This is a genomic window from Gammaproteobacteria bacterium (assembly GCA_033344735.1).
Lineage (GTDB): Bacteria > Pseudomonadota > Gammaproteobacteria > UBA4575 > UBA4575 > UBA1858.
Genome location: JAWPMW010000001.1, coordinates 315922 through 329727, shown reverse-complemented (window position 1 = coordinate 329727; position 13806 = coordinate 315922). Strand labels below are relative to the sequence as shown.

At 36.9% G+C, this 13806-nt stretch carries 14 protein-coding genes; all 14 read right to left on the bottom strand.

What is annotated here, in order from left to right:
• Positions 1–28 precede the first annotated feature (28 nt).
• Positions 29–460, bottom strand: coding sequence for a hypothetical protein (locus tag R8G33_01695; protein ID MDW3094364.1), 432 nt, complete (start codon positions 458–460; stop codon positions 29–31).
• A complete protein-coding gene (locus tag R8G33_01690; protein ID MDW3094363.1) occupies positions 457–1821 on the bottom strand; it encodes a FliI/YscN family ATPase in 1365 nt (454 codons plus the stop codon). The genes R8G33_01695 and R8G33_01690 overlap by 4 nt, the downstream gene beginning before the upstream one ends.
• The gene (locus R8G33_01685; protein MDW3094362.1) at positions 1808–2437 is read right to left on the bottom strand and encodes a FliH/SctL family protein; all 630 of its coding nucleotides are present in this window, start codon (positions 2435–2437) and stop codon (positions 1808–1810) included. The genes R8G33_01690 and R8G33_01685 overlap by 14 nt, the downstream gene beginning before the upstream one ends.
• 36 nt (positions 2438–2473) lie before the next feature.
• Positions 2474–3502 (bottom strand): flagellar motor switch protein FliG, encoded by a 1029-nt coding sequence (gene fliG / locus R8G33_01680; GenBank protein ID MDW3094361.1) that lies wholly within the window; start codon positions 3500–3502, stop codon positions 2474–2476.
• The gene (gene fliF, locus R8G33_01675) at positions 3495–5141 is read right to left on the bottom strand and encodes a flagellar basal-body MS-ring/collar protein FliF (GenBank protein ID MDW3094360.1); all 1647 of its coding nucleotides are present in this window, start codon (positions 5139–5141) and stop codon (positions 3495–3497) included. The genes fliG and fliF overlap by 8 nt, the downstream gene beginning before the upstream one ends.
• A gap of 38 nt (positions 5142–5179) precedes the next feature.
• Positions 5180–5509, bottom strand: a complete 330-nt coding sequence (gene fliE, locus R8G33_01670; protein ID MDW3094359.1) for a flagellar hook-basal body complex protein FliE — start codon at positions 5507–5509, stop codon at positions 5180–5182.
• 14 nt (positions 5510–5523) lie between these two features.
• Positions 5524–6867, bottom strand: coding sequence for a sigma-54 dependent transcriptional regulator (locus tag R8G33_01665; protein ID MDW3094358.1), 1344 nt, complete (start codon positions 6865–6867; stop codon positions 5524–5526).
• Positions 6868–6892: 25 nt separating this feature from the next.
• Positions 6893–8086: an ATP-binding protein gene (locus R8G33_01660; protein MDW3094357.1), complete on the bottom strand. Its 1194-nt coding sequence runs from the start codon at positions 8084–8086 to the stop codon at positions 6893–6895.
• Positions 8087–8244: 158 nt separating this feature from the next.
• A complete protein-coding gene (locus tag R8G33_01655; GenBank protein MDW3094356.1) occupies positions 8245–9369 on the bottom strand; it encodes a sigma-54 dependent transcriptional regulator in 1125 nt (374 codons plus the stop codon).
• 310 nt (positions 9370–9679) lie between these two features.
• Positions 9680–10006, bottom strand: coding sequence for a hypothetical protein (locus R8G33_01650; GenBank protein ID MDW3094355.1), 327 nt, complete (start codon positions 10004–10006; stop codon positions 9680–9682).
• Positions 10007–10010: 4 nt separating this feature from the next.
• Positions 10011–10412 (bottom strand): flagellar export chaperone FliS, encoded by a 402-nt coding sequence (gene fliS / locus R8G33_01645; protein MDW3094354.1) that lies wholly within the window; start codon positions 10410–10412, stop codon positions 10011–10013.
• Positions 10413–10426: 14 nt separating this feature from the next.
• Positions 10427–11779 (bottom strand): flagellar filament capping protein FliD, encoded by a 1353-nt coding sequence (gene fliD / locus R8G33_01640; protein ID MDW3094353.1) that lies wholly within the window; start codon positions 11777–11779, stop codon positions 10427–10429.
• 67 nt (positions 11780–11846) lie between these two features.
• Positions 11847–12230 carry a flagellar protein FlaG gene (locus R8G33_01635; protein MDW3094352.1) on the bottom strand — a complete coding sequence of 128 codons (384 nt, stop codon included), beginning with the start codon at positions 12228–12230 and terminating at the stop codon, positions 11847–11849.
• Between the two features lie 77 nt (positions 12231–12307).
• Complete coding sequence (locus R8G33_01630; GenBank protein MDW3094351.1) at positions 12308–13702, bottom strand: flagellin; 1395 nt, start codon at positions 13700–13702, stop codon at positions 12308–12310.
• Between the last annotated feature and the right edge of the window lie 104 nt (positions 13703–13806).

Sequence of the window (13806 nt, the reverse complement as noted above, 5' to 3'; positions counted from 1 at the left end):
GGCCAACTTTTATTAAATTAAATCACCATCATTCTGAAGTAGAAAGATTATAGTTTATATTTTCTTCAATTTGTTTTTGAGTACGCTTTTCTTGATCGCAACTTTCTATCAACTGGTATTTATCAGTCAAGCGTTCAATGGAAGTCAAACTAGTTCTTAATTCCTTTATCTTATCAGCAACGATGAGGAAATTTTTATCATTGTTGGCTAAACTAACATTTAATTGCTCTATCACCACCTCAATTTTAGCATTAAAATTCTTTACTAATGTTAATTGATCAATTACAACAGGATTTTGCATAAGTTTTTTTTCAGATTGAATTCCATGGTTGGACAAATCATTAATCTGCATTTTTATCTCATTACTAGTTTTTTGTAGCTGTTTAAATTCAGCCAACACGTCCTGCTCTCGAATCTTCAAGAGCTTCTGCAATTTTTCCAGTCGTTGTACTTTATTCACTCGTTAGCAACTGTAAATAAAGATGATAAACTTTCTATAGATTCATTTAAGCTTGACTGTTCATCAATATCTTGTGATAAAAATTTCATTAGATTTTCATGTAGAGCGATCGCAATATCAAGCTCTTCATCAGAACCTTTCTTATAAATTCCTAACTGAATGACATCTTTATTTTCCTCATACTTAGAATAGATAGATCGAAATACCTGAGCAAGTTTAATATGGTCTTTACTAACAATATTATTCATTATTCGAGATATTGACTTCTCTATATCAATTGCAGGGTAATGTCCGTATTCGGCCAAGTCACGTGAAAGAGTTATGTGTCCATCTAGTACTGAGCGAGCAGAATCAACCACAGGATCATTCAAGTCATCATTTTCAGCTAAAACAGTATAAAAAGCGGTAATAGACCCACTGCCATCTTCGTTCATTCCTGCACGCTCAACTAATTCGGGTATCTTTGCAAATACAGATGGTGGATAACCTTTTGATACAGGCGGCTCTCCTACCGACAAAGAAATTTCTCGATGAGCTTGCGCATAACGTGTCAATGAGTCCATTAAAAGTAATACATGTTTACCTTGACTGCGGAAATATTCAGCCACTGAAGTGGCATACTGTGCAGCATGTACTCTATTTAATGGACTATAATCAGCAGGAGCTGCTATAACTACAGATTGTTTTCTAGATTGCTCATTTAATGTGTGATGTAAAAATTCACTAACTTCACGTCCTCTTTCACCAATAAGCCCAATAACTGTAATATCAGCATTGGTATATCGTGTCATCATACTAAGCAAAACACTTTTACCCACTCCACTAGGAGCAATCAAACCTATCCTTTGTCCTCGACCTATAGTAAGCAAGCTATTAATTGACCGAACACCTACATCAAGTGGTTCATTAATAATACTTCGCATTAGTGGATTAATAGGATGACTGGTTAATTTTGAGCGAGTTAAATTCTCAGGTAGAAGTTTTCCATCTAAAGGACAACCATTGCCATCTAACACATGCCCTACTAACTCATCACCAACTGGGAGACCAACAATTTCTTCTTTTGGAATTACCTCCATTCCAGGAGAGCACTCATGAGTTTTATCCATTGCCATAAGAAATGTTTTACCTGAAGAAAAACCAACTACTTCAGCCTCTATTGCTTGTTCAGAATCTGCAATAATTTCACATCGAGTGCCTATTTTACAATGTATACCTCTAGCTTCTAGCGCTAAGCCAGATATTCTAGTTAATACTCCACGTACAACAGGAGTCTGCAATTGAATATTTTCCAAACATTGGTCAAACCATTGCGAATATGTATCAATCCTAGTATACAAATAGGTATTATCTTGCGGCATTTCTTTGATCACCAAAAATTTGTGCTGCTATGTTTGCTATTTGTTTATCTATAGTAAGATCGACTAATGAATAATCTGTACTTGCTTTACATCCACCTACAGAAATTGTTGGATCCTGTATAACATTATATTTATTAAATTTCTCATCTTTAGAGAAAAGCTGTTTAATATGCTGATCATCTTTGGGATTTACATATATATTAATTTGCTCACCATCTTTTGGAATCAGCTCAATTGCTTGCTTAACAGCTGAGACAATTTGACCAGAATCTAAAGATAGTTCTCTTCTAACAATTTGTTTAGCAATTGCGATGGCTAATTCTGTAGATTTTTCAATAACTTTGTGGTCAATATCTTTTAATGGTTGATCTAGAGCTTCAGCTAAATTATTTATCAAACTGATTTTTTCATTCCACTCTTGCTGAGCTTGAGCAACAGCTTGCTGATAACCTTGGTCAAACGCACGTTTTTTTTCTTCTTCGAAAGAATCTTGATAAACATTACTCGATGCATTATTTCCTGCTTGGAATAATTTACTTGGACTAAACTGGCTTTGAACACTTCGATTTTGATTATTATTCTCAAATAATAATCGCTTTATTCCACCTTCGCTCATGCTCCACCTAAATTTATAATTTCAATATATGATGATCTATAAATAATCATCATCTCCTCCACCCAACATAATCTTACCTTCCTCGCCTAACTTAAGCGCGACTTCCAATATTTCCTTTTGAGCATCTTCAACTTCAGATAATTTTGCTGGACCAGCAGTTTCCAGATCATCTCTTAGCATTTCTGAAGCACGTTTAGACATATTCTTAAATATTTTCTCTCTCACATCAGCACTTGCACCTTTCAGAGCAAGCACAAGTTTATCTTGAGGTGATTCTCTTAATATAGTTTGCATACCACGATCATCAATATCTAATAAATTATCAAAAACAAACATTAAACCTTTAATTCGATCTCCTAAATTCTTATCGCGATTATTAATTTGCTCCATGACATTAGATTCAATATCAGTTTTAACATTATTCAAAATATTTGCTGCAATTGATGGGCCGCCAACACTAGGGACTTTGTCAGGTTTATCTTTCTTAAAATAATCTTCAATTAGTTCGTCTAATTCCCTAAGCGCATCAGAATTAACATCTTCCATAAGTGCGATTCGTTCAATTACTTTTGACTGATCGTGTATATCTAAACTCTCTAACACTTTACCCGCCAATTCCCCATCTAGTTGAGTTAGAAGAGTTGCTACTATTTGTGGGTGCTCATCTCTTATAAAATCTGAGATGGTTTCCGCATTCATCCACTTCAAAACTTCTATACCTTTAGCTTCAGGACCAAGAACTATTCTAGAAAGGATGTTTTTAGCTTTATTATTACCAAGGGCAGTTTTCAGAACTTTCTTAAGATAGTCATAAGCACCAATATCTAATGGTGTTGTACTTTTTGTGTCATCAGAAAAGTTAACCATCACATCATGAATTTCATGCTGTGTTATATCATTCATACTAGTCATTGCTTCACCAAGTTGTTGAAGCTCTTCTGGGCTCATATGTTTTAACACCTGAGAAGCATCTTGCTCACCTAGTACCATTAACAAAATTGCTGATTTTTCAGCACCCGTTAAGTCACGTGCAGGTGCATTTAACGCTGCTATTTCATCAGCCATTATCAGAAACCCAATTCTTGACTACTTTTGCTACCTGCTTTGAATCCTGTCCAACAAGCTGTTTAGCCATTGCTAATTGTTCAACATAATTCGGATGTCGATTTGTCAGAGATTGTTGAGTGTTTGATTCTGCTTTACCAGAACTCGAACCATCTGAATTCTCTAATGCTAATAATTGCTTATTTGAATCAGAACCCGAATCAATTAAACGACCTTGCAACGTTTTCATTGTTGGTTTGACTACTGTGAAAATTAATATCAATATAGCTATACCAGCAAGACTCTGTTTCACAAGTGTGACAAACCAGTCTTGCTTCCAAATTGGCAATTCTGGTATTACTTCTAACTCAATAGTTTGAAATGATTTATTATAGACTGAGACACTATCACCACGCTCTTCACTAAATCCGATTGCTTCACTCACAATACCCCTTATTAAAGCGAAATCTTCATCTGATAATTCAGTTCTCACTTCTTCACCTGATTCATTCACCGTGACCCAATCATCAGCTACTACAGCTACTGTAATTTTTTGAAGTTCACCAACTGGCTGCATTACGTGTCTTATAGTCTTATCTAATTCGTAGTTACGAACTGAATTTCTATTACTATTTGTTGGCGTAATGTTACTACCATCCACTGCATTACCTTGGGGATCAACTGTACCACCAGCAGGTGGTTGATTAGACAAAGCACCAGGAATTCCTATAGCTGTACCTCCAGCGCCAGTTTGTTGTTGATCTATTATTTGCTCACTTCTCACTTTTTCTTGGTCTGAATCAAATAACTCTTGAGTGCTTTCAATTCGAGTGAAATCCATTTCTGCATTAACCTGAACTTTTACTCTACCGTAACCAAATATTGGCGCCAACATTGACTCAATACGATCAACATACAATGATTCCACTTCCATTTTATAATCGAATTGCTTTTTCGAATGCTCAATTCCTTTATCTGCACCTGTAGAATTAAGCAGATTACCCCATTGGTCAACGACAGTTACATTAGAAACATTTAAATAAGGAACACTAGATGCGACCAAATAAGCAATAGAATTAATTTGACCTTTTTCTAATTTTAAACCACCCGACACATTAACCATTACTGAAGCACTACTTTTATCTTTCTTTCGCATAAATGCTGTTCTTTTAGGCATAGCCAAATGTACTCTAGCACTATCTATATTTCTCATCGATGATATAGAACGACTCAACTCAGTCTCTAAAGCATGCTGATAGCGTGCAGTCTCTAAAAATTGGCTAGTTCCTAATGCAGTATCTTGTTTCAACAATTCATACCCCATTGGGCTTGAGTTGGGCAAGCCTTCTGCAGACAATAAAATTCTGGCTTTTTGCTTTTGGTCATTAGCTACCAATAAACTTCCAGAATTACTATCAACTTTATACGGAATTTCATTGGCCGATAATATTGAGGTTACCGCCCCAATATCACTGTCCGATAAATTATCAATTACAGGTGAATATTCAGGTTTTGATGCCCACATTATGACTGCAACGCTAAGCGCTAAAACAGCAGCCAAACCAAACAAAGTGCTCACAGACGACACAATTGTTTTAGTGATACGCATTGCTTTATCAGGCATTTCGGGGCTTTGCTGAATACTAATGTCGCCTTCCATGACTATCCTCTTTTATTAAGTTATTGCTAATTTAATTATTATAATGGCATATTCATTACTTGCTTATACGCATCAACCAACTGGTTACGCACCTGCTTAAGTGCTTCAAATGATACCCGCGCTTTTTGCATTTCAATCATTACTGATGAAAGTGGCACATCAGGATCATTCATTTCAAATGCTTTAGTCATTTCACCCGCCTTCATTTGCTGGTCATTAACTTGATTAATAGAATTTTTCATGAGTTCAGAAAATTGACTGCTTTGTGTAACTTCATTATCAGCACTATTTTGAGTGTTAGTCTCTTGAACTTGTCTTGCCAACACCTGAAGTTGATTAAGCAACTCATTAGAATTTATTTTATCCATTGATTATTACTCCTTTATGCCATACCAAATGCTGAAGGTACTTCTACCCCTTCATCTTTAAGCCTTGCTAACTTATATCGTAATGTTCTTGGACTGATACCAAGCTGTTCAGCCGCATGCTTCCTACTACCATTTCCTTCTTTCAAGGCGTGTAAGATTAAACTACGTTCATTTTCTTTTAAATTATTTTCAGGCTGAATAATAATATTGTTGTCCTCGCCATCATCTTCAATAAATACGTGCTCAGGCAATATCGTTTGGCCATTGCACAAGACTATTGATCGCTGAATAACATTATCTAGTTCTCTGACATTACCTGGCCACTGATAACTAATTAACTTATCTTTAGCCGCATTACTTAAACTGACATTTCCAGAAATATTTCGATACTTATAAAGAAGCGACTCGATTATTGGCAAAATATCATCTTTACGCTCTCTTAAAGATTTTAAGCTTATTGGAAATACGCTGAGTCTGTAGTAAAGATCTTCTCTAAATCTACCTTTTTCAACTTCTTGCTTTATATTTCTATTAGTTGTTGCCAGAATTCTTACATCCAAATCAATAACATTCTTACCGCCCAATCGTTCTACCTGTTTTTCTTGCAAGACTCGTAATAGTTTAGCCTGCAAAGAAATATCCATTTCTGAAATTTCGTCTAACAATAAGGTTCCACCTTGAGCCTGTTCAAATTTTCCAGGGTTAGAGGTATGGGCGCCCGTGTATGCACCTTTCTCATAACCAAACAGCATTGCTTCCAGCATATTCTCTGGAATTGCTGCACAATTTATGGCAATGAACGGCTCATTTGTTCTAGGCGAGCAATGATGTATATAACTAGCCAAAACTTCCTTACCAGTTCCACTTTCTCCATTAATTAAAATTGAAACATCAGTTGACGCAACCTGTGCTGCTAAACGTTTAACTCTGACACTTTCATCATCAACCGCAACGAAAATAGAATCATCTTTACGCACTTGCACATTCTTCTGAACGATATTAATTAATTGTTCAGCTTCAAATGGCTTAACCAGATAATCAATTGCACCCAACTTCACTGCTTCAACTGCTTTATCCACGGTTGCGTAAGCTGTCATAAGAATAAATGGAATCTGTAAAGAATTTTCTCTAGTATATTTTAGAAAATCCATTCCTGATTGTAATGCGCACTTCTTATCTTCTTGATTAAAATTAACATCACTAACAATCAAATCTATATCATTGTTTTTCAAGCAAGTTACTGCGCTAGACAATGTGTTCATGCCATGCACAATATTGTCATCCAGGCTCAATGTATCAACTAACGCTTGCAATAGTTCTTGATCATCCTCAACGATGAGAATATTAATTTTAGACACTACTTCCTCCTTGTCATTAACCATTTTATTGGCTTACTCCAATTTTTTTTGGCTTCCATACTTGATACTCTAAAGGCAGCTGTATGTTAAACATAGCACCCGAAGACGTATTTTCGGCTGTGATTTGACCACTGTGAGATTCAACTATTGACTTAACGATAGACAAACCTAAACCTGTTCCATTTTTTCTGGCGGTAAAGAATGGTTCAAATATCTTCTCCATAGTTTCTTCTTCTATTCCTGGGCCATTATCAGAAACTGTAATTTTCATAAGGTCGTCTTTATCACTAATAAAATTAATTTTAATTGAAACATCCTGATTACATACTGCTTGCGAATTTGCAATTAAATTTCGAAATGTTGTCATTAATGCATCAAAATTAACTTTTACATACTTATTCTTTAAACTTTCCTGAGCATGAATTGTAAATGTGACTTGTGGAAATAATTCAAAAAGATCCGTCGCAATCAATTCACAACACTTCTTGCACTCAATTGACTTAAATGTATCTACACCACCTTTGGCATAAATAAGCATACTATTAATAGTATTTTCTAAAGTTTTTAAATTATGCCTGACCTTCTCCACGACTTTCACATAGTCGCCATGATTTTGGCTTTTTAACTTTTTGTTTAAATTTGACAAATGTAGAAATGATGTTGCTAAAGGTGTACGTATATCATGCGCGATAGATGCGATTGCATTTCCCAAAAATGCTAGACGCTCTTTTCTTTTAACACTATCGATATGCGTCATAGGGTCTGTTACATCATTAACCAAAACTAACGAATCTTCAGAATCTGCAATTGATTTTGATGAGAAATGTATATTTCGCCCATTGATATTAATACTGCTAATGTCAGTTTGAGAATTCTGAGGGAACAATTGTTTTATAACATCAGACCAGAGCTTGCCCTGTAACTGTATGTCTAATAATTCAACTGAAGACTGATTGCACTCACGGATGACACCTTCACTATCAATAACCATGACGCCCATTGGCAATGCCATTAATAGCAAATGCATTCTATTAGCTAATTGCTCTTTTTCACCGAGCTCTAATAATCGTTTTGCTTTGGTATCAGATAATTCAGATTTTATTTGCTTGAAACGACCTTCGAGATCTTGATATGCATGAGTAAATTGTTCTGATATCTGATTAAACTGCTCAAAAGCAAGATGTAGATCTGCATTTGATAGACTAGATACTGCATTCATGGCGCACACCCTCTTGGTTTGCTTCTTACTGTTTAATTATGTGCAGAAAAACTACACGTTAACCAACTGTAAGCAAACGGCGTGCCTAAATGAATTTAACTAGATAAAATAAGGACTTAACTTATTTCAAGTGGAAGTACGCCAAAATTACGACGATATTATCTTTGGATTCCGTATTTGCGTAACTTTTCGACTAGAGTTGTTCTTCTTAATCCTAATAACTTAGCAGCTTGCGCCACTACACCGTCAGATGCCTCTAGGGCCTCACGGATATAATGCACTTCTAAATCACCTATGTAACTTTTCAGATCAAAACCAGATTCTGGGAGATGCCCATAAGATTGAAATGAATCACTGGGTTGTTCAACAACAAAAGGTTCGACTAATTGTTCTATGAATTCCACCTCAGCACTCTCATCACTTGTCGATGATTTCACTGACGCTTTATCACGTAGTTTTTCTGGTAACTGCAATGAATCAATTGAGCTATTTGGATAAAGAATACTGAGGCGCTCGATTAAATTAGACAATTCTCTTACATTGCCAGGCCATGGATAGTTGGCTAAGATTTTAACTGCATCATTGGTCAGAGAGAAATTAGCACCGTTATCTCGCTTCAATCTATCAGTAATAGCACAAATAAGCGCAGGAATATCTTCAACGCGTCTACGTAATGGTGGCATATCTATTGGAAAGACATTTAGACGATAATATAAGTCTTCGCGAAATTCACCACTGCTGACCATCTCTTCTAGATTTCTATGTGTCGCTGCAACAATTCGGACATCTGCCTGAATTGGCTTAGTTCCTCCTACTCGCTCATAAATTCTCTCTTGCAATACCCGCAATAACTTTGCCTGCATCTGCAGATCCATATCGCCAATTTCATCTAGAAAAATTGTACCGTGCTGAGCTAATTCAAAGCGTCCTTTATGAGCAGTAATTGCACCAGTAAAAGCGCCCTTTTCATGACCGAATAACTCGCTTTCTAATAATTCTGATGGGATTGCTGCACAATTAACAGGAACAAAGGGATTTTTAGCACGATTAGAAAAAGAATGAACTGCTCGTGCTACTAATTCTTTTCCTGTTCCAGATTCGCCAAGAATTAAAACATTAGCAGTAGTGGATGCAACATGCTCAACCAATTTACAAACATTTTGAATAGCATGGCTGTGACCATCTAAGAACGATTTTCCACGACGTCTTCTTGCCGCTACTGATTCTTTTGTTTCGGTGCTGCTTTGGTTAATGTGCTGTCGATCTTCACTGACACTTCGCATAGTTTAGGCTCCCTTCAACGTAGCAATTCCAAACACTTTATTGTTATAACTATTGTGTAGGGTTTCTGACACTCAACGACATATTTATGCCACTAAATAATATTCTAGTTTTACTTCATACACCAGTAAATTATTGACAAATTACTTAACATATTACAAATATTATCTGCTATTTAGTTCTAAGTCCATGTTAATAAATAAATATATTTGAATGATTGTTATCAATATAGGTTTGAGATATCTCTTTCTTCATTCGTTAAGTATTGTAAATAATAGTAACTATCAATTTATTAGGTATTGTATATGTTAGCTACAGCTGGAGATTTTCAGCGTACTGTACATGCCTTAACCGATATGATTGCTCTTTGCGGATTTCCGTCAAAACTTCGTCACGTAGTTTGCCACTAAGTCGTAAAATAACTTTATCAAGTTTAGCTAACTTACCAATTTCATCTATAAACAAAGCTGCATCTGTTGAAAAATTTTGACATTTAGACATACTACGAATAAAGTCGGCACGAAGATCGTCATATTTTCTTGCTTCTTCTAGCTCACCACTATTAAGTGAATCAATTATTTTTTCACTTGCGTCAATCGCGCCTAATAACTGTTGATGCACATGCCGGGATTCAAGCATGAGACTAGCGACGTAATTCTTGTGGTATTAAAGACCATGCACTATAAATTTCCTCAACCAGACCTTTGACCTCATCAAGAATTGATACATCATTATGCGCATTCGCTTGTATCAATTGGCGCTGCATATAGTCATATAAATCATCAAGATTGCTAGCAATCTCACCACCTTTTTCAATATTTAATGACATACGTAAACCATCAAGTATATTTAAGGCCTTGGTCAGACGGGTGATTTTCTCACCAATATCATCTTCTTGTATGCAAGTTTTTGCCTCAGCAATACGTATTGACAAAGTCTCAAGTAACAATCGAATAAGCTCATGCCCATTAGCTTCTTCTACCTGTCCATACGCACCCATTTCCTGATAGCTTGCCAATGCCTGATTAGAATTTAATGAATTCATTATAGTTATTACCTTTATCTTGATTGATTAAAAGATGGCAAATTTGCCAATTGTTGAGTTAAAAAAGAGCTAGTTGAATTAAGTCTGCTTAGCAGGCCATCAAGCGCACCAAACCTTGTACGTAAACGTGCCTCAATATCTTCTAATCGTAGCTCCTTACGTGCAATATCATCGTCAATTCTCGATCTTTCTGTGTTTAAGCCTTCTGTTCTACTATTAAGAATACCATCGCTGTCGGTATAACTTTTAATTACTGTTTCTAATGAAGTAATAAAACCATTTTCAGAGTTTGTAAAAAGATTCTGTATCTGATCAATATCAGTGGCTACGACTTCAGTAAATTTTTCATCATCAAAGCTAAGCACACCATCTCTATCGAAATTTAAGCCAAGTTGAAATAAATAATTAATATTAGAAGAGGAATCATTATATGAATTGGAGAATAAACCTCTCACGCGTGATTCAATATTTAACAATGTATTTTCACCAGATAATGAAGTTTCACCTTGCACACTAAGCGTAGACACTAAATCATTATAAGAAGACACTAAGGCTTCAATAGAACTTCTCGCAACATTCAAGTTTTCTGTTGTTGATACTGAGGCAGTCCCTAAACCCGTCAGACTAAGAGTGACTCCTTGAATGACATCTGAGATTTCATTACTACTTCGCGTCACTGCAAATCCATCTACCGTCAAAGTGGCATCTTGAGCTTCCTCCAATTCTTGAATTCCAAACACTAGACGAGATAAACCTGCATCATCGGTATTATTTGCATCATCATCTGTGACAGTAAAAGCAATTTGATTTGCCAGTCCAGATTCTTTTGACGTTAATATTAGTTTACTGCCTTCATCAACATTAATAATACTTGCTTGAACACTATTATTATTACTATTGGCATTGATTGCATCACGTATCTGTTCAAGGGTATTATTTTCTTCAGTAATATCAACAGTGAAACTTTCACTACCAACTGTAAACGCAAGCTGGCCTGTTCCTAACACTTCACTTCCACTAAGAAAGCTTTGTGTACCTAATTTGTTATTTTGCGCTAACTGCGTCACCTCGACGACATTTGATCCGTTGACAGCAGATTGTGATCCTGTTGCTGTAAACACAGAGTCATCCGTCGACGAAGCTGATACTTCACGAAATGCTTCTGATGTAGACAATGCACTGACGGCTTCTTGAAACGAGGATAGAGAACCTTGAAGTTGGCCAAATGCGCTGATCTTCGCATCAAGATTTCCCTGACGTACTTGCAGTAATTGAATTGGTCTTGATTCTGCAGCCAGCAAATTATTTACTAGCCCTTCTAGGTCAATTCCAGATCCAACGCCAAGTGAAGTGATTGAACCGGCCATATAATTCCTTAATCTATATAAACAAACTTAGTTAACAAAAAGCTTGCAAAGATAATGCCGATTCGCACTATCCTTCATCGGCTAATAAGATACCTGTAGGCACAGGCGCACTAGCGAAGTTTTCACTTACTAATTTAGCGATTACGAGTAACTCTTCTGGGGGTATTTGGCGGATAATTTTGCCGGTTTCCGGCTCCCGTACGGTAATAATGACCCTGCCGCTAGATTCATCTACTGAAAACTCAAGATTTCTATCTAACTGCTTAACAAAGTCATTCACTTGTTTTGCTGCTACCTTGACCTCTACTACAGTTGGTTGCTTAATTTCTTGCACCAACTTTTCTGAGACTTCTGAGTTAATCGCAACTACATTTGTAGTCCCTCGATTAACAATACTCGAGTTGGACTGTGGTCGTGTTATACCTGTTAAGGATGTCACATCAGTCGTCATCGTTATTACCTTTTATTAATCTTTAGTAAATTTGTGCTCAGCCATATCAACCGAGCACAAATTTCACATTCTCACTATTACTGAAGTAGAGATAATACTGATTGTGGTAAAGAGTTAGCCTGAGCCACAATTGATAAACCAGCCTGTTGAAGAATCTGGCCTCGAGTAAGATCTGCAGTCTCAGCAGCAAAATCAGCATCCTGAATTCTTGAACGTGCAGCTGTTAAGTTTTCAGAAGTGATTTGCAAGTTAGAAATTGTAGATTCAAAACGTGTTTGAACCGCACCTAACTCTGATCGCAATGTATTTACCTGGCTTAATGCAAAGTCCAGGGTAAGTAGTGCTGCAGTTGAATCTGCTTGAGTCAATACATTAGTATTAGTCACAGACTGGTCTGTTTGTGATGCACCTAAAACAACCGCGGCAACACCATTACTAGCACCCTGAACAGCAAAAGTACCTGTCGCTGTATACGCCTGTCCAACATTTCCCGCTAGTACAAGACCTGCACTATACGTCTCAGCAGCACCACCTAAGTTAGTACCACCGCCAACAACGATATTTGTACCATCACTGTTGCTAAGCGTTAAAGTATTACCTGCGCCAGACGCTGCCGTAACACCTGTTTGGCCAGTTAACGCATTAATTGCAGCTACATTAGCATCTCTATTAGCAGTTGATGATCCAGCTAGTAAAGTAACTGTAACGCCATTTATAGTAGCGGTACCTGCTGTTTGAGCTAAATCTTCTGTTAGTACAGTAGTCGCCGTTTGAGCAGACACACCAGACAAAGAAGTTACTGCATTAATTTGTTGTGCAATATCATTTACTGATGCACCTGCACTTAATCCTGAGAAATCAACTGCAATACCATTAATAACCAAGTCACCAGCCCCTGCTGCAGCTGCAACTGAAGCATCAATCGCCGTCTGATCAATTGATCCAGAGGTTGATACTCGAGCACCCAATACATCAGATCGTGCATCAACACCATCGACAGTAATAGTCTGGTTTTGGTTTGCACCAACCTGGAAGCTCAGACTAGATGAAGAACCATCTAATACATTTTGACCGTTAAACTGAGTTGTAGTCGCAATACGTCGTACTTCTGCAATCAACTGTTGTACCTCATTATTGATCGCGCCACGGTCAGATGCAGAGTTTGTATCATTAGCTGACTGTACTGCTAACTCACGAATACGTTGTAGAGCACTTGTTGAAGTACTTAAACCACCTTCAGCAGTTTGTGCAAATGATATACCATCATTCGCATTTCGAATTGCTTGATTAAGACCTCGAATTTGAGAAGTGAATCGCTCTGCAATTGCTAGACCTGCAGCATCATCTTTTGCACTATTAATACGTAGTCCTGATGATAAACGTTGCAATGATTGACCTAACGCATTCTGCGACTCGTTTAAATTTCGTTGAGCGTTCAACGAGAATAAGTTTGTGTTTACAATTTGTGGCATTTTACCAGCTCCTTTAAAAAGTTTCTTTCCTTAGTAGGAAACACTCCGACTCTGCAGAGCTCTAGTGCTCCCGCGTTGCCATTGTCAAGCGTATCGGCCTTGCA